Origin of the sequence: Neptunicoccus cionae (genome assembly GCF_014643735.1) — a bacterium.
GTDB classification, from domain to species: domain Bacteria; phylum Pseudomonadota; class Alphaproteobacteria; order Rhodobacterales; family Rhodobacteraceae; genus Amylibacter; species Amylibacter cionae.
Window position 1 is genome coordinate 146,112 of record NZ_BMKA01000003.1, and the last position, 17,257, is coordinate 163,368.

General features: G+C 56.4%; 18 protein-coding genes. 4 read left to right on the forward strand and 14 right to left on the reverse strand.

What is annotated here, in order from left to right; genetic code table 11:
- Nucleotides 1-58: 58 nt before the first annotated feature.
- Complete coding sequence (locus IEX10_RS11565) at nt 59-1,693, reverse strand: LysM peptidoglycan-binding domain-containing protein (RefSeq protein ID WP_188675206.1); 1,635 nt, start codon at nt 1,691-1,693, stop codon at nt 59-61.
- A 103-nt stretch (nt 1,694-1,796) separates the two neighbouring features.
- On the opposite strand from IEX10_RS11565, the gene IEX10_RS11570 reads away from it, so the two are divergent.
- Nucleotides 1,797-2,360 carry an LOG family protein gene (locus IEX10_RS11570; RefSeq protein ID WP_188675208.1) on the forward strand — a complete coding sequence of 188 codons (564 nt, stop codon included), beginning with the start codon at nt 1,797-1,799 and terminating at the stop codon, nt 2,358-2,360.
- 60 nt (nt 2,361-2,420) lie between these two features.
- On the opposite strand, the gene IEX10_RS11575 is transcribed toward IEX10_RS11570, so the two are convergent.
- The 8 genes from IEX10_RS11575 to yajC form a co-directional block, all read right to left on the reverse strand.
- On the reverse strand, nt 2,421-2,873 hold the full coding sequence (locus tag IEX10_RS11575; protein WP_188675223.1) for a host attachment family protein: 453 nt from the start codon (nt 2,871-2,873) through the stop codon (nt 2,421-2,423).
- 136 nt (nt 2,874-3,009) lie between these two features.
- Entirely contained in the window at nt 3,010-3,609 is a 600-nt protein-coding gene (locus IEX10_RS11580) for a superoxide dismutase (protein WP_188675227.1), read from the reverse strand.
- 197 nt (nt 3,610-3,806) lie between these two features.
- A complete protein-coding gene (locus IEX10_RS11585; protein ID WP_188675231.1) occupies nt 3,807-4,265 on the reverse strand; it encodes a hypothetical protein in 459 nt (152 codons plus the stop codon).
- A 49-nt stretch (nt 4,266-4,314) separates the two neighbouring features.
- Entirely contained in the window at nt 4,315-4,668 is a 354-nt protein-coding gene (locus IEX10_RS11590) for an Mth938-like domain-containing protein (protein WP_188675234.1), read from the reverse strand.
- Between the two features lie 30 nt (nt 4,669-4,698).
- Nucleotides 4,699-5,448: a TSUP family transporter gene (locus IEX10_RS11595; RefSeq protein WP_188675237.1), complete on the reverse strand. Its 750-nt coding sequence runs from the start codon at nt 5,446-5,448 to the stop codon at nt 4,699-4,701.
- Between the two features lies 1 nt (nt 5,449).
- The gene (gene secF / locus IEX10_RS11600) at nt 5,450-6,415 is read right to left on the reverse strand and encodes a protein translocase subunit SecF (RefSeq protein ID WP_188675240.1); all 966 of its coding nucleotides are present in this window, start codon (nt 6,413-6,415) and stop codon (nt 5,450-5,452) included.
- A 13-nt stretch (nt 6,416-6,428) separates the two neighbouring features.
- Nucleotides 6,429-8,093 carry a protein translocase subunit SecD gene (gene secD, locus IEX10_RS11605; RefSeq protein WP_188675244.1) on the reverse strand — a complete coding sequence of 555 codons (1,665 nt, stop codon included), beginning with the start codon at nt 8,091-8,093 and terminating at the stop codon, nt 6,429-6,431.
- Between the two features lie 68 nt (nt 8,094-8,161).
- Nucleotides 8,162-8,482 carry a preprotein translocase subunit YajC gene (gene yajC / locus IEX10_RS11610; RefSeq protein WP_188675247.1) on the reverse strand — a complete coding sequence of 107 codons (321 nt, stop codon included), beginning with the start codon at nt 8,480-8,482 and terminating at the stop codon, nt 8,162-8,164.
- Between the two features lie 382 nt (nt 8,483-8,864).
- Between yajC and IEX10_RS11615 the strand changes: the two genes are divergently transcribed.
- Complete coding sequence (locus IEX10_RS11615; protein ID WP_188675250.1) at nt 8,865-10,211, forward strand: pentapeptide repeat-containing protein; 1,347 nt, start codon at nt 8,865-8,867, stop codon at nt 10,209-10,211.
- Nucleotides 10,212-10,232: 21 nt separating this feature from the next.
- Here the strand turns inward: IEX10_RS11615 and IEX10_RS11620 are convergent, their stop codons facing one another.
- Together IEX10_RS11620 and IEX10_RS11625 are read right to left on the reverse strand one after the other, a co-directional pair.
- On the reverse strand, nt 10,233-10,739 hold the full coding sequence (locus tag IEX10_RS11620; RefSeq protein WP_188675253.1) for a hypothetical protein: 507 nt from the start codon (nt 10,737-10,739) through the stop codon (nt 10,233-10,235).
- A gap of 26 nt (nt 10,740-10,765) precedes the next feature.
- Nucleotides 10,766-11,065, reverse strand: coding sequence for a hypothetical protein (locus IEX10_RS11625; protein WP_188675255.1), 300 nt, complete (start codon nt 11,063-11,065; stop codon nt 10,766-10,768).
- 174 nt (nt 11,066-11,239) lie between these two features.
- Here IEX10_RS11625 and serS point away from each other — a divergent pair, with 174 nt between their 5' ends.
- Complete coding sequence (gene serS / locus IEX10_RS11630; protein WP_188675258.1) at nt 11,240-12,532, forward strand: serine--tRNA ligase; 1,293 nt, start codon at nt 11,240-11,242, stop codon at nt 12,530-12,532.
- Between the two features lie 112 nt (nt 12,533-12,644).
- On the opposite strand, the gene IEX10_RS11635 is transcribed toward serS, so the two are convergent.
- The 3 genes from IEX10_RS11635 to surE are packed head-to-tail and all read right to left on the reverse strand — an operon-like array spanning nt 12,645 to nt 15,270.
- Nucleotides 12,645-13,808: a peptidoglycan DD-metalloendopeptidase family protein gene (locus tag IEX10_RS11635; RefSeq protein ID WP_188675261.1), complete on the reverse strand. Its 1,164-nt coding sequence runs from the start codon at nt 13,806-13,808 to the stop codon at nt 12,645-12,647.
- A 41-nt stretch (nt 13,809-13,849) separates the two neighbouring features.
- Nucleotides 13,850-14,491, reverse strand: coding sequence for a protein-L-isoaspartate(D-aspartate) O-methyltransferase (locus tag IEX10_RS11640; protein ID WP_188675264.1), 642 nt, complete (start codon nt 14,489-14,491; stop codon nt 13,850-13,852).
- Nucleotides 14,491-15,270: a 5'/3'-nucleotidase SurE gene (gene surE, locus IEX10_RS11645; RefSeq protein ID WP_188675267.1), complete on the reverse strand. Its 780-nt coding sequence runs from the start codon at nt 15,268-15,270 to the stop codon at nt 14,491-14,493. The genes IEX10_RS11640 and surE overlap by 1 nt, the downstream gene beginning before the upstream one ends.
- A 219-nt stretch (nt 15,271-15,489) precedes the next feature.
- Here surE and IEX10_RS11650 point away from each other — a divergent pair, with 219 nt between their 5' ends.
- The gene (locus IEX10_RS11650) at nt 15,490-17,064 is read left to right on the forward strand and encodes a bifunctional metallophosphatase/5'-nucleotidase (protein ID WP_188675270.1); all 1,575 of its coding nucleotides are present in this window, start codon (nt 15,490-15,492) and stop codon (nt 17,062-17,064) included.
- Nucleotides 17,065-17,257 lie beyond the last annotated feature (193 nt).

Consider the following 17,257-nt stretch of genomic DNA (forward strand, 5'->3'; position numbering starts at 1 on the left):
TTCTCTTGAAGGCTCTTAGATAGTTCGCGGGGCACGGATTGGCCAGAGCAGCGCACGCTTATTTTGGGTCTGCGCCCTCTGGCAGATCAAACACCTGTCCGGGATAGATCAAATCGGCGTTTTTAATACGGTCCCGGTTTGCGCTGAAGATCTGGACGTATTTCACGCCGTCCCCGTAGCGGCTCTCGGCCAATGCCCAAAGTGTATGGCCCGGTTGCACGATTACAGTGGACTGATCAGGTGCATTGCGCGCCGCTGCTGCCAGTTCTGCCGGTGCCTCCCGTTTGAACGGGCTTTCGACGCGGGACAGCACGTCACCCCCTTTGCTGATCTGATCCACCCGCAGCGTATGCACGCCCTGATCCACCGCGGGCAGCACCACCCGCCAGTTGCCATCCTGAAGCACCGGTTCAGTCTGGATCGGCTGGTTATCCACATAGACGCGCACAAATTGGTCGCCACTGCCTCGCCCCGAGAGCACAACAGCACCGCCCTGATCGTAAGAAATTGTATCAAGGCTAAGCGGATCATCCGACAATTCCTCTGGCACAACCGGCTGGCCTGGCTGGATCACAGCGGCACCTTGTGTATCCGCCACTACAATGGTGGGCGAGGTTTCGGGCATATCGGGTTGGGGCGGCACCACCAGAACCGTCTGGGGCGAAGTGGACACCACAGTCCCGTCGCGCAATTCCTCAAGTCCCATAGTTTGCGGGGTGTCACCGGCTGGCAGCTGGACGATCGCCACGAAAGAGCCGCTTTGATCCGCGCGCACGGTCTCCAACGGCGCATTGCCAAGGGTGACCTGCACCTGCGCGCCTGGCGCGGCCTGACCGGCAATCACCGTTGCGCCGCTGTTATCCACCCGCACCAAATCAAAACGGGGCTCGGCCGCTGTGGGTTCCGGCTGCGCAGTGCCAAGCTGCACATCCGATGCAGAAGCAGGCGGCGCTTGGTTCGACGCCACCTCTGGTGAAGGTTCCACCGCAGGTTCCGCGACTTCAACTTGCGAGCCGGTTTCGCTGGCAACTTCAAGTGCCGCCGTGTCGGTTTCATCCAAGGGCCCAAGGGGTTCGTCAGCCGATACTGTGGCGGGGGCATCTGCACCTTCGGCAGCATCCGTCGTTTCAGGGGTATCCGCAGATGTTGAATTATCTTCTGCCGAAACGTCAACCGCGGCGGTTGGCTCTGTTACAGCCGCAGTTTGTGTCGTTACGACAGACTCAGCCTGTGCCTCCGGCTTGATCGGGGCTGCCGCGTTCTCTTCCACCGGGACAACATCTGCTTTCACTTCAGTGTCCAGCGGCGCAGTCTTCGTAACCGCCGCAGTGATGGCGACCGTTTCTTCAGCCTCCACCGGATCAGCCGGATCGGCAGGTTCTAAAGTCTCGTCCCCGATCAATGCGAAATCTTCCACGGGATTCACGTCCGCTTCATTACTGGCGGGCTCTTGTTCGCGCGGCGCGTCCGATACAGCCGTATCGCGCTGCGCAGTCTCAACTGATGGAACCGTTGGCTCTTGCACAGCGGCTCCCTGCTGCGCAGGTTCCGGCGTGGTCGTTTCCTCCATCACCGGGACCAGTTCCAACGGCGAGGGTTCACGCAAGAATACAATCAACGCCATAATCACAGCGAGCGTCAAACCCGCTATGGCAATCTGGATTGGGACGGAAATGGAAGGCAACTTGGACATGGATCTTCGTCTTCTTGGGGTAGCGTTTTGCCGTTTCACCGGCACAGGACCGTGATACACTATGAAAACCCAATCTCAAACTACCAATACCAAAGGGACCTTAATGCCTATCAATGCTAAAAACCTCTCTGTCTGCGTCTTCTGCGGCTCCCGTTTCGGAACGGAACCAGCCTACAAGCAATCTGCAGTCGACCTTGGCACTGGACTGGCCGAGCGGAATATGCGGCTGGTTTACGGCGCGGGTGATGTCGGGTTGATGGGGGCTGTGGCCACGGCTGCGCAAAAAGCGGGCGGCGAAACCTTTGGCGTTATCCCCGAGCATCTGCTGAACTGGGAAGTGGGCAAACGGGATTTGTCCGCTTTCGTTGTCACCGAAACCATGCACGAACGCAAAAAAGTGATGTTCAAAAACTCCGACGCGATTGTGGTTCTACCCGGTGGCGCCGGTTCACTGGACGAGTTTTTTGAAGTGCTAACGTGGGCGCAACTGAAGCTGCACGCCAAGCCGATTATTCTGGTGAATGTGGACGGTTACTGGGACCCACTTTTGGCCTTGGTGGATCATAGCGTGGACAAAGGGTTTGCCGATGCCAGCCTTAAGCAATTGTTTGTGGTGGATGACACAGTTGAGGCGGTTCTGGACAGGCTGGCCCCGTCCGACACTTAAGCGCAGAAAAAGCGGCGCAGGATCACATCCCGCGCCGCTGCTTTGATAGCCGCCGTCAGATCAGGCGGCCAATTCTTTCTTAACGATATCTTCAATCTCGTTGATGGGATGGTTGGTCAGGGTCTTTGCAACCTCCCCGATCACTTTGTCAGACACTTCTGAGTGGATTTGACTGCGCAATTCCCCAAGGATGTTCGGTGCGGCCACCAGCACCAGATGCTTGAACCGGCCCTTATGCGCCCATTTGTACAGCATATCAGCGAGATCTCCGGCAAAGCGCTCTTTCTCTAGTTCGTGGAAATCCGTATCCGCCAGTGCAGAGCGTTGTCCCTGCCCCACATCAGGCATCCGGCCCGGGCGATTGGCAGCTTGTTCGCGGTGGGGCGGGTTTTCCTGCTCCTCCTTGCGAACCACCTGCAAGTGGGGATCTTCGCCATCGGTCAGGTTTTCCAGAAACAATGCTTTCTCACCGTCTGCGATAAGAACCCAAGTCCCGTTTTTCAGTTCAGCCATCTGATCCTCCTAAGGTTTTGTGATACAGAAAACCAACGCGGTTTGCCGTGACAAGGTTGCACGAAAAAACCCGCCACCGTGAAAACGGAAGCGGGTTTAAAGTTTCTGTCATGGCGCAGGGATGCGCCCGCGCAGATTACATACGGCTTGCGACGTTTTCCCAGTTCACCAGTTTGTCGAGGAAGTTCGACAGGTAAGCCGGACGCTTGTTGCGGAAATCGATGTAGTAGGAGTGCTCCCAAACATCACAGCCCAGCAGCGCAGTCTGGCCAAAGCACAGCGGGTTCACGCCGTTTTCTGTTTTGGTCACTTTCAGACCGCCATCTGTGTCTTTCACCAGCCACGCCCAGCCGGAGCCGAACTGACCTGCGCCGGCAGCAGAGAAATCTTCTTTGAATTTGTCAACGGAACCAAAGCTCTCTTTCAGAGCAGCCTCCAGTTCGGACGGCATGTTGCTTTCGCCCGGACCCATCATTTCCCAGAACTGGTTGTGGTTCCAAAGCTGGCTGATGTTGTTGAAAATGCCGTTCTGCGCAACGGAAGACGAATCGTAAGTACCGGTGATGATATCTTCGAGGGACTTGCCCTCCCACTCGGTTCCAGCGATCAGCTTGTTGCCGTTGTCCACATAGGCTTTGTGGTGCAGGTCGTGGTGATATTCCAGTGTTTCCTTGGACATGCCGGCATCCGCCAGAGCATCGTGCGCATAGGGAAGATCGGGAAGTTCAAAAGCCATAGTATCCTCTTTCTGTTTATTCATGCCAAAGCAAACCTTTGGCGTTGGGGGTGACTATATCGCGCTTCACCTGTCGGTAAAAGCCGCGTTTTGACTATCTCTAGAGCGTTGAAATTGTTTTGCAAACCAAAACAGACTTTTGCTTTGTCCGAAGGTTCGGAAGTTTTCAACGCTGGCTGCCCAGTCTGTTAACCGGGCTAGGGATTAACCAGTTGCTCAAGTGGCGCGTTGCTCTCGACGCAGGCGCCTTTTGCTGAATAGAAGGTGTTCAAACCACTCGGAGTGGCGCGCAAAAGTATCTTGTTACCGCCACGCAGCAGTGTAGCAGTATAGGTGATCGGCAACGCACTGTTCGCCGCATAATCTCGGCTCGGACGTGCCTTGGGGTTGTTGTAACGTCCCGACTTCCAGCTGAGCGACACGCGCACCGAATTGGCTGTTGCAACCTTGGCCTCGGCCAATTCGCCACTTACCGAATAGGTGATCGGATCATAGGTGCGTGCTGTGGCATCGCCATGAAGTACCTCAAACACGAGCTTTTCTGGTGCCCATCCGCTGTTTCGGCTGTCGGTAAGCACACAACTGTAAGTAAGCGCCGACGCTGGCGCAGCCATAAGGATCGCGGCGAGACCGGACAGATTTAAGAGTTTATTCATATCCCATAACCTAGAGCCTGGAAGCGCAAAGCCAAGCCCTATTGCGCGCTCAGACCGGTAAAGCAGCAATGGCAACGCGACGGCCTTCGGACAGCAGGATGTTATAGGTACGACACGCACTTGGGCTCGACATAACTTCAGCGGCGACACCGGCGTCTTCCAGAGTAGCCCGCAATGATGCAGGCAAGGGCGCGATGTCCGCACCGGTGCCCACAAACAGAATGTCAAAGCTATCAGCAAGCGCGAGCAGCGGCGCAGGATCATCCAGCCCCTCCCAGCCTGTGATGCCCTTCGCGCTGAGGAACAGGGCACCGTCACGAGGTTGGTCTTTGACACGGAAAAAGCCCGGTCCGTAGGCATCCACAGGGGGCTGTCCGTCAAAGGTGACTTCGGTAAGTTTCATGTGCTCTCTCCTGTACTGGCGCGAAGGCGGCTAGCCCCAAACCGGCAGCCCCATCAGGGCAGATACGGTTATCACGATGAATGCTGCTGCTCGATACAGGTTTTCGCGCGCAGGATCAAACAGTGCCGCACCGATTGCCGTGCCAGCCATATAAGGCAGCAGCGCCAGCATTCCGATGAAAATCGCGTCCCAACCGAGCACCCCTTGAAACCCGAGTATCGGGAAGATCGCAACGTCGGCCAGCAGCAAATAGAGAATCATGTTGGCGCGCACGGTTTCCGCAGACAGGCGGCTGGCCATATAAAGCACTGTGACCGGCGGACCGGGCAATCCGGCAATGCCGCCAAGAAAGCCGCCGATGCCACCTGTGGTCGCAATCACCGGCTTTGACAGACGCCCCGCATAGCGCACCCCAGACAGCAGGATAAGCACACACAGCAGAGTACTGATCGACACCACATATCGGTAAGTGTCAGATTCCATTCGCACCAGAAAATACAGGCCGACGGGCAACATTAACACCAGCCCGACCCCCAGCAAAGCAACATCACGGGGTTGGCCCTTACGCAGGGCACTTGGCACCAATGGCAATGGGCCGAAAATGTCCATTGAAAGCAACGAAACCAGCGCTGTCACCGGACTAACCACCGCCCCTGCAAAGGGCAGATAGACCATCGCTGTGCCAAACCCTGTAAAGCCGCGCACCACTCCGGCAATGGAAGCGCCCAGAAGCAGCCACCACAGACCGGGCAGCTGCACAAGTTCTGTCAGGGTTTGCACGTCAGGCGTCGATATTCGCGAACTGGTTGCCAGAGGTGTTGTCGGGCTTGGATTTGTCCCGTGTCACACCAAGATGCAGCAGCAAGCTGGATGCTACAAACACCGAGGAATAAGTCCCCACCAGAACGCCCCAGATCATCGCAAATACGAAGCCGCGGATCACATCGCCGCCCAGCACGAACAGGGAAATCAACGCGATCAGTGTTGTGACAGAGGTCATCACCGTCCGGCTAAGCGTTTCGTTGATAGAGAGGTTCAGAACGTCTTTCAGTGGCGTGGTTTTGAACTTGCGCAGATTTTCCCGCACCCTGTCAAACACGACCACGGTATCATTTAGCGAATAGCCTACAATCGTCAGCAGTGCGGCGATAATCGCCAGATCGAACTTGATCTGCAACAGACTGAACACGCCGATGGTCAGTGTTACGTCATGGATCAGCGCCAGAACCGCACCAACGGAGAACTGCCACTCAAACCGCAGCCAGATATAAAACAGCACCGCCAATACCGCGAGAACCACAGCTTCGACAGCCGTCCAGACCAGCTCTCCCGAGACTTTCGGTCCGACACTTTCTACCGAAGGAAAGGTCATGGTGCTGTCAACGTCGCTTAGCGCGGCTTTCACGGCGAGGATGGTCTCGTTGGTAATCGACTGCGCGCCTTCTTGTGCTTGAATGCGCACTTGCGCCACGTTCAAATCAGGGCGGGTCGGATCAGTCACTTCGGTGATGGAAATATCACCAAGATTCAGCGGCGTCAGCGCATCGCGGTAAGCGCCGACATCCACGCTAACATCGCTGTCCGTGCGGATTGTCGTGCCCCCTCTGAAATCAATGCCGTAGTTCAGACCCATCGTCAGGAACAGCACCACAGAGGCAATCATCGCAAAAGCAGACAGTCCAACCGTGATATAGGTGATACCAAAGAAGTTAATATTCGTGTTTTCGGGAACCAGTTTCAAACGCATGTCTCTTGCTCCTTCAAACTTCGATTGTCTTTGGACGACGGTATTGCATCCATGTGGAGATCAGCAACCGCGTGACCCAGATTGCCGTAAACACGGAGGTAACGATGCCAAAGCCTAGGGTAATCGCAAAGCCACGCACTGGACCGGAGCCCATAACAAACAGGATCACGGCTGCAATCAGTGTCGTAATATTCGCATCTATAATGGCCGAGAACGCCCGCTCGTAACCGAGCTCGATCGCGCGAGCCGGTCCTTTGGCGGATTTCAACTCTTCGCGGATACGCTCGAACACCAGCACGTTGGCATCCACCGCCATCCCGATAGTCAGCACGATCCCCGCGATGCCGGGCAGTGTCAGCGTTGCACCAATCGCGCTAAGCAATCCGAAGATCAAAGCCACGTTAATGATCAGTGCCACATTGGCAAACAGACCGAAGGCGCCATAGCTTAGCCCCATGAAGATAAGAACAGCGGCGAAGGCAACGATACAGGCAATACGCCCCGCCTCAATGCTGTCCTGCCCCAGTTCCGGCCCGATGGTCCGTTCTTCAAGGTAGGTCACTTTCGCAGGCAATGCCCCTGCCCGCAGCTGAATCGACAGCTTTGCGGTTTCTTCTACACTGAACCGGCCCGTGATGATGCCCGAACCGCCCGGAATATGGCTGCGAATTGTCGGGGCGGACACAACGCCGCCATCCAGAACAATTGCAAAAGGCGTGCCGATGTTATTAGCAGTGTATTCGCCGAAGATGCGCCCGCCCGACGGGTTCAGCCGGAAGCTGACAGCCGCCTGATTGTTCTGATCAAACGCTGCCTGCGCGTCCACAAGCTGGTCGCCGTTGATGACAGGTGTCTTTTCAAGAATGTAGTAAATGCCTGGCTCGTCTTCGGCGGGGAGCATGATCTGACGGGATTGAACGCGTGCGTTCTGGTCTGAAGTCCGCCCTACAACCGCATGAAACGTCAGTTTTGCGGTGGTGCCAATCAGGTCTTTCAGCTCCTCAGCGGAGCCAATACCGGGCACCTGAATAAGGACACGATCCGTGCCTTGCCGTTGGATTGTCGGCTCACGCGTGCCAGCCTCGTCTACGCGGCGACGGATGATTTCTAGGGTTTGTTCCAAGGTCCGCTGGTCCGTGGCAAGCTTTTCTGCCTCGGACAGGCGCACGATAATGTCGGCGCCGCTAGAGCTGACCTCTATATCGGTCTGTCCCGCACTGGTCAAAGACACAACAGGCTGCGCAAGGGCGCGAATGGCGGTGACAGCCGAATTGATCGCTTCCGGCTTGGAAATACGAACGTGCAGTTCGTCGTCAGGGCTGTCCACGCGGCGTATGGTGCCGATTTCGCTGCGCTTTTCACGCAGGGCATCGCGCACGGACGGCCACATATCGTCCATACGGGCGGAATAAACTTCGCCCAATTGGACCTCTGCCAGCAAATGCGCACCACCCCGCAGGTCAAGCCCGAGATTCACCAGCGAAGACGGTAGAAAAGACGGCCAGTTCTGGGCCTTCGCCATTAACTCCGGCGTCTCCTCTGCACCAGCTTCTAAAGCAGCTGTCGCATCATTGTATTCTTCCACCTGCGTGTACTGCAGGTTGGGTGCGGCCATCAGAATTCCAAGGGCGCAAATGCCCCAGATCACTATCTTTTTCCAAAGGGGGAATTGAAGCATGCTCTGCCCTTGTTCTTGTTATTATAGCCAAAAATGCGCACCGGAGGCCGATGCGCATTCAGGAATGTTTATGTTGTCGGTTCTGTCTTGCTTAGAACAGTCTGGATCGTGGATTGAACCACCCGCACCTTAACGCCTGTTGCCAGTTCGACTTCGACTTCGTTGTCGTCTTTGACCTTGGTCACTTTACCGATCAAACCACCAGCGGTGACAACTTGATCCCCTTTGCGCAGGGCTTCGACCATAGCGCGGTGTTCTTTCAGCTTCTTTTGCTGGGGACGGATCATCAGAAAATACATGATGCCAAAGATCAGAATCAGCGGCACAAAGCCCCCGATTCCACCCAAACCACCACCGGCTGCCTGTGCATAAGCAGGACTTGCAAACATATTTTTATCCTTTGTAGCGGGCAGCCCGTTCAGCCACCGAATTTCCGCGTGGAACCTAGAACTTCAGATGGGGGATAGCAAGGCCGCTGACAAGAGCTAATGCAGCGACAGAACAGAACGAATCGCGCAATCCGCCTGTAATATGCCCCTCACCACGGTTCTTAGAGCGTTCGGCAGCGTGCAGATTTCCGAAAATCAAGAAAATCCTACCTCACCAGCGCGCTTCGTTTCCCGAACGGAAACGATCATCAAATTGCGCCCTTGCCCCCGAGTAAGTTTGCGTCAAATAAGTTGATAAGACAATAAATCCGGCGCACTCTAGTCGCTATACTACTGTAACATTTATCTAATACGCCTTGTGCATCTGTCGGGGGGACAGTCCATGGAAACACCGGAACGCGGGCTTGTGCTCGATCTGCCCGCAATTACGATTCCAACCGCTCTCACACCAGAGACGGTGCCTTGGGCGCTTGCTGCGGTGGTGTTGCTGCTTATTTTGGCCCTGCGTTACAAGCTGTGGCGAGGCTGGCGGCGACGGTTCGATTTCTTCCGCCGCACCGAAAAACCGCTGCTGCGCGTGATCGGCTGGATGTCGATTCTGGTCTCTCCAATCTGGATCTCCCTCATTTTTCTGGTGTTTTTCTCTATTTGGATGCTTGCAATCTCTTTTGGCGAAGCAATTGGCGTGGAATCCATGCGCTGGCATGTTCTGGCGATTGTGGGGATGATTGCCTCGCTCGTTGGATTGCTGTCCATGCCACTGCTGATTATGAATGCTTTTCACGCGGAACGGCGCACCCGTGCGAGCGAGGAAAGCTATCTGACCGACCGGATTTCCCAAGCCGTCGAAAAACTCGGGGCGGAGCGGGTGGTCTGGCGGGACAACAAACAGCAGTCCGAACCGAATCTGGAGGTGCGTATGGGCGCGCTCTACCTGCTGGAGCGGATTGGCAAGGACAGCCAGCGCGATCACATTCCAATCACCGAAACCATCTGCGCCTATATCCGTGAAAATGCCAACGCGCCCTATATTGACGCTGAAGCGACCCGCCAGAAAGAACAGGACGCAGCCCGTCGCCTCAAGATCAAGCGCACCGAATTGGACGCAAGCGACAAAGCCGCCTGTCTGACCTACGCCGTTCCGCGTGCGGATATACAGGCGGCTGCGACGATCCTTGGCCGCCGTTCAGAAGACGCGATTGCGCTGGAAGAGTCCGAGCGTTACGTGCTCGACCTGCGCGGTGTGCATCTGGACCGGATTGATTGGACCAATGCCCAGCTAGCCAATGCCATTATGGATGACGCCAGCCTGAACGGCGCGAGCCTTTGTGTGGCAAACCTGCGCGGTGCACGGTTGAAGAACGCCGCGCTGGACGGGGCCGATTTGTTCAAAGCCAACCTGACCGAGGCATGGCTGTCCGGTGCGACACTGTCTAATGCGTGGCTGGACTGGGCGGTGCTACACGGCTCGCAACTCTCTCTCGCCAAGTTCCAAAACGCGAATTTCTCGGCAACGGAACTTAGCTTTGCAGCGGTGAAAAACACCGACTTCACAGATGCCAAACATCTGGACGAACAACAATTGGCCGGAACAGTGGGCGATGGGTCCACGATCCTGCCAGACAATATTATCACGCCGCGCTCTGAAACATGGACGGATAAAGTGCTGCCGTCTGAAGCGTTCTTCAGCCTTTGGCGCAACGTGAAGAAACAGGCGGGGATGACCTGACCCGCCTGCCCTGAAATATTGTCAGTTCAACAGCACCCTTAACCGCTGTCCGGCGCGCAATGTGATACGTTTGGCCACCGATCCACCTTCAGGGAAGTAGCTGTTTGGCACCATCCAGACCACGCGGGACTGCACATAATAGGTGCCTGGCGCGATGCCGGAGAATTCAAAGTCCCCATCCGCATCACAGGTCGCCACCCGACGGTACTCCAGATACTCCGGTGGGACCCCTTTGGTTGTGACGCCCTGAAATACATTGATCCGCCCGCCAGAGACGTCCCCGTAAATTTTTGCAAACCGTTCCGTGGCATAGCGTGTGGCCGGAAAAAGGTTCACATCTTCCCCTGCACAAGTCACAACACCGCCACCATTCTGGCGCATAAACGCCTGCCCCGACAGTTTCGCTGAGCCGCCCCGCTTGATAAGGGCTGCCTCCCGCGGGTCAAATTTCGCCGTAATTTCCAAATCACGCCCGACACATCCCGCAACCAACAGGATCAGACAGCAAAGTTTAATCGCTTTAAACACAGTAAACATCCTTACAATTCATAGATCTAACAGCGCAAAGATGCACGGGTCAGCACCGTATCAGATTTCGCATGGAGAGCGGTGATCTTGCAGCCTGTAACCGCTTCAATCGCAGCCCCACCATCCGCCATCGTACCTTTCAGCCCACGCAGGCTTTGATTGTTGAGCCGGATCGCCTGGGCCTGCTTGTCCGAATAATAAACCAGAAACCGGTTCTTCCCGATGTCGATCCGCCCCGTTTTATCGTAGGAAAACCCAACCGTCGGAGTATCGCACCCCGAAAGCACCACAATTACTCCAACACAGACAATCCAAAGTTCACGCATACCCCCACCCTGCCCGATAGCCGTTAACACAGAGTTAACGCCGGTATCCGACGCCTTAAGATGCAGCCACAACACGCTGACTGTCGCTGTTTCACAAAGCCCCTTAACCTTGGCGCCGGTTTCCTATATCCCGCCTTCATCACCGACTCCGTTACTTTGAAAGGCTTAAGGACGATGCATGATATTCGACTGATCCGTGACAACCCCGAAGGGTTTGATGCCGCACTGGCGAAACGTGGATTGGCGCCGATGTCGTCCCAAATCCTCGCGCTTGATGAATCCCGCCGCACCAAGATCACCGCAGCCGAGAAAGCTCTGGCGGATCGCAACGCGGCCAGCAAACAAGTCGGCGCGGCTAAGGCGAAGGGCGATGAGGCTGAATTTGAACGTTTGCGGGCGCTTGTGGCGGATAAAAAGGCCGAAATCGCGACGCTGGAAGAAGAAGCCAAGGCCGAAGACCAGCGTTTGCAGGATCTTCTGGCGACCATCCCGAACCTGCCCCATGAAGATGTGCCGCTTGGCGTGGATGAAAACGACAACGTGGAATTGCACACTTGGGGTACTCCAAAGGCGTTTGATTTCAAACCTGTAGAACATTTCGAACTGCCTGCCGTTCAGGACGGCATGGACTTTGAGATGGCGGCCAAACTGTCCGGTTCGCGGTTTGTTGTGATGTCGGGCGCTGTGGCGCGCGTGCACCGTGCGCTGGCGCAGTTTATGATCGACACCCACACCAGCGAAAACGGCCTGACCGAGGTGAACACTCCGGTTCTGGTGCGCGATGAGGCGATGATGGGCACCGGCCAACTGCCGAAATTTGCCGAGGACAGCTATCAGACCACCAACGGCTGGTGGCTGATCCCCACATCCGAGGTTACGCTGACCAACCTTGCCGCTGGCGAGATGATGGAAGAGTCCACTTTACCCCGTCGCTACACCGCCCATTCGCTGTGTTTCCGTTCCGAAGCGGGTTCGGCGGGCCGCGACACGTCGGGCATGTTGCGCCAGCACCAGTTCGAGAAAGTCGAAATGGTCAGCGTCACGCGCCCCGAAGATAGTCTCGACGAACTCGACCGGATGACCAAATGCGCCGAGGGTATTCTGGAACGTCTGGAACTGCCCTACCGCACCGTTGTTCTGTGTACCGGCGACATCGGCTTTGGCGCACGCAAGACCCACGACATCGAGGTGTGGCTGCCCGGACAAGACGCCTACCGCGAGATCAGTTCCTGTTCGGTCTGTGGCGATTTCCAAGCCCGCCGCATGAACGCCCGCTTTAAGCGCACCGGCGAGAAGAAGCCGGAGTTTGTGCACACGCTGAACGGTTCCGGTCTGGCGGTCGGTCGCTGTTTGATTGCTGTGCTGGAAAACGGCCAACAGGAAGACGGTTCGGTCAAACTGCCAGAGGCACTTCACCCATGGCTCGGTGGCAAAACCATGATCACTGCTGACGGGAAGATGGCGTAAACCGCTAGCCTGTCAGACCGGCAACAGAACAACGACAGAACGACAAAACCCCGCCAACACGGCGGGGTTTTTCTGTTTTTGCAGTCTGTTACGCGGCGCTCGGGAAGCGGTGTTACAGATAGGGTGTCGGGTCAACGCTCTCGGTGCCGCGCCGGATTTCAAAGTGTACAAACCCCGGCGAACCGCCTGCAACTTTGCCCAATGACTGGCCACGGTTTACACTTTGGCCTTTCGTAACCGAGACATCGGACAGATTGGAATACACCGTATAAAGATTGTCGGGATGGCGAACCAAAACGATTTTGGAGTTGCCGCCAGCGGAAGACACCAAAGCGACCTCGCCGTTTTCAGCGGCCTTGACGGCTGTGCCCTTATCGGCCGCAATATCCAGACCTTCGTTCCCGCCCGGTTTATTGGAGTAGCCCCGCAGGACCTTACCGGACACCGGTTTGAGCAGTTTGCGGGACGCGCCCGCAGGGGTGCGATCCGCTGCAAGGTTTGGGCTGTCGGGAATAACAGCTTCCTCAACAGGTTCTGGCAGCGGTTCAACCGCGCTTGGCGGGATTGGTGTGATGGACCCCTGCCCCGGAGCCGGTTCAACCGCGGCGATTTCCTGTGTCTGGCGAGCCGGTGTGCCGTCCTCGACCACGGGAATCAGCAAGCGCTGTCCGGTGCGCACGGCAAGGTCTTTGCCAAGTCCATTCCAGCTGGCCAGCGACGTGACAGACACCCGGTAAAGCCGCGCGATGGAATAGGCGGTTTCGCCCTGTTCGACAACATGGCGGATCGGTTCGGGGCCTTGTTGCACAGCGGCAGTCTGTTGATCGCCCGCGCGCCCGATTGCAGAAGATGCAATCGCTTCGATATTGTTCGTACCCGTCGCCGTGCCAGCAGTGCCAGTTGTGGCGGCAGTGGAACCGACCGGGATAACAACGCCTTTGGGTAATGCCAGAACCTCGCCGGAGCGGGGCATGTAATTCGGGTCAAGACCGTTATAACGGGCCAGTTCAACGCCGCTCATTCCGATCCTGCTGGCTACGTCGTTCATTGTGTCACCGCGCTTTGCTACGATGACCTGATAATGGGGATAGGTGATCAACCCGCGACTGTCGGGTTTGGGTCTTGGAGCGGATTCGACAACTGCGTTATTCACAGTCGGTTTGCGATCCAGTCTGTCGGTCAGACTGCCCGGACCGGTGTCACAGCCCATCAGCAGAATTGCGCCGCCTGTCAGAAGAATTGCACTTTTGCGAAGTCCTGTAATACGCTTCGTCATACCGCTCACCTCAATCGTTTGCCCAGTTTCAGGCTTATTTCTTAGGGATCCGGAGAGATCCCCTCTACCAATGGCACAAAGCGCACCGCTTCTAACTCTGTGTACTCAAAGCCGTTTTCCAGCTTTTCCACTTTAATCAGATGTTGAACAGCATCCGTTTGCCCGACGGGTAATACCATAATACCCCCGACACGCAATTGCGCCAAGAGATTTGCAGGCGGGTCTTCTGCCGCAGCTGTTAAAAGGATGCGGTCGAACGGAGCCTGATCTCTTAGACCGAGCGATCCGTCCCCTGTCATAACGATCACATTCGCCAAGCGCAGTTCGTCCAGAACCCGCTGCGCGCCGCGCGCAAGGCCGCGATGCCGCTCGATCGTGTAGACCCTGCGTGCCAGATGGGACAGGATCGCCGCCTGATAGCCCGATCCGGTCCCGATTTCGAGCACCTTGTCACGCGGCCCCACATCCAGTGCCTTGGTCATCTTTCCGACCACAGATGGCTGGCTGATGGTCTGACCGCTGGCAATCGGTAGGGCTGTATCTTCATAGGCGCGGGGTTGGAAATGGCCTTGCACGAACAGGTGCCGAGGCACTTTTTCCATAGCATTCAGGATGCGCTTGTCTGTGACGCCGGCTGCGCGCAGAGCGAACATATACTGCATCATGGATTGCGCATCGACCATCAGGCAAAGACCTTTTGCAGCTGTGCCATTGATTGGTGCGCGGTCAAATCGGCCCGCATTGGCGTGACCGAGACATAGTTTTGCAGATTGGCATGCACATCACTGCCCGGTTCCGTGGGCTGGTCCTGCGGCCCGCCCTGAATGAACAGGAAGCGACGGTTGTTGATGGTATGCGGGTCGATGGTGAATTCTGTATTCGCACGCCAGCCTTGGGTCACCGCTTTGGCGCCCTGCACCTGTGCACCGGAACACGGCGGGAAGTTCACGTTGTAAAACAGCTCGTAAGGGCCGTCGTGCCACGGGGCTTCTTCGTATAGCTGGCGCACAACCTGTTCGCCACTGGCGCGCGCGGCTTCGAACGGGTCCTCCAGATCGCGGTTGTCCGGTCCGAAATACTGGGACAGCGCGATGGATTTGACCTGATGCATGGCGGCCTCGATCACAGCACCGACGGTGCCGGAATAAAGCGTGTTTTCGGCGGCGTTATTGCCCCGGTTCACACCGGACAGGATCAAATCCGGTGGATTGTCCTTCATTACCTCAAACAGCCCTGCCAACACGCAATCCGCCGGTGATCCGTCCACCGCAAAGCGGCGCGGATCGAGTTCGGTCAGCAGCATCGGTTTGGTGTAGGAAATACAATGCCCGACGCCCGATTGTTCAAACGCAGGCGCAACGGTCCAGACGTTTTCTTCTCCGGCGATAGCACTGGCAATTTCATGCAGCGCCATCAGTCCGGGCGCGGAAATTCCGTCATCATTGGTAATCATTATCCGCACGGCTGCCTGCTTTCCGTTCTGCTCGCTTAAATACTCTGTTGTGTAGCTACCCCAAGCAGCGCGGCGTGAAAAGGCGCAATTCGCTCCTGCACCTAGGGAAACCTTGACAGAACAGAGACGAGGCGGAACACTCAACCCTGTGTTTATCGCCTTTCATTGCCGCGACACGGTTTCTGCCTGTGTCTGTCGGCCTTCCGCCTGATCTTTAGGAGCTGCTTTATGTCTGCCAAACTTCTCACCACCATATCCGCCCTCGCGCTAAGCGCTTCTGCGGCGGCTGCGGATTATTCCCTGACCATATTGCACACGAACGATTTCCATTCGCGCTTTGAACCGATCAGCAAATACGACAGCGGTTGTTCTGCTGAAGACAATGACGCGGGCAAGTGTTTTGGCGGGTCTGCCCGTCTGGTCACAGCGATTGCGGATGCGCGGGCGCGGTCTAACAACTCTATTCTTGTGGACGGGGGGGACCAGTTTCAGGGCTCTCTCTTTTACACCTATTATAAAGGCAAGCTGGCCGCCGAGATGATGAACAAGCTTGGCTATGACGGGATGACCGTTGGCAATCACGAATTCGACGACGGCCCCGAAGTATTGCGCGGGTTTATGGATGCCGTGGATTTTCCGGTGCTGATGTCCAATGCCGATGTTTCGCGCGAGGAATTGCTCAAGGACAAGCTGGCCAAATCCACCGTGATTGAACGGGGCGGCGAAAAGCTCGGCCTGATCGGTCTGACGCCCCATGACACCCACGAACTGGCAAGTCCCGGCCCCAATATCACCTTCACCGATCCGGTGGATGCGGTTCAGGGCGAAGTGGACCGGCTGACGGAAATGGGTGTGAACAAAATTATCGTTCTGTCCCACTCGGGCTATATGGTGGACCAAAAGGTTGCAGCGGAAACAACTGGCGTGGACGTGATCGTCGGGGGTCATACCAACACACTGCTGAGCAACACCAACGAGCGCGCACAAGGCCCCTACCCCACAATGGTTGACGATACGGCGATTGTGCAGGCCTATGCCTATGGCAAATTTCTGGGCGAACTGAATGTAACCTTCAACGACGCAGGCGAAATCGTCAGTGCCGAGGGGGAACCGGTGATTGTAGATGGTGAAGTTGCCGAGGATGCCGACACCAAGGCCCGCATCGCAGAAGCGGCCGTGCCACTGGATGAAATTCGCAATAAAGTTGTGGCCGAGACCGCGGCATCTGTCCAAGGCAACCGCGAAGTCTGCCGGATCGAGGAATGCGAGATGGGCAATCTGGTGGCAGATGCCATGTTGGCACGGGTGAAAGATCAGGGGATTCAGATCGCAATCGCGAATTCCGGCGGATTGCGGGCCTCTCTTGATGCGGGCGAAGTGACTATGGGGGAAGTGTTAAGCGTGCTGCCCTTCCAAAACACACTGTCCACCTTTCAGGTCAGCGGGCAGACCGTGATCGACGCGCTGGAAAACGGGGTTAGCCAAGTGGAAGAGGTCAAAGGCCGCTTTCCGCAGGTGGCCGGTCTGACCTTCATGTGGGACCCGTCCAAACCTGCAGGTGAAGGCCGGATTAGCAATGTGATGGTGGACAGAGGTGACGGTTACGCGCCAATCGATCCAGCCGCAACCTACGGGCTTGTCTCTAACAACTATGTGCGTGGTGGCGGTGACGGGTTCAAAATGTTCCGCGACGCGGAAAACGCCTATGATTATGGACCAGATGTTGCGGACGTTTTGGCCGAGTATCTGGCAGAGAATGCCCCTTACAAGCCTTACACCGACGGGCGCATCGTCCGGAAGTAAACAAGCCGGATGCATGAAAAGGGAGGGAGCTACAAGCTCCCGCCCAATATAATACAGCACCGGCACAGCAACGAAAACTGCGCCGGTGCCCCTTCCCCAGTCCGGTCTGTGGGATCCTACCAAACACATTGGATTGAGTATTTGTGGAACGATGAAGCTGATCCGTTACACCGTGCTGCCCTGGAACTGACCT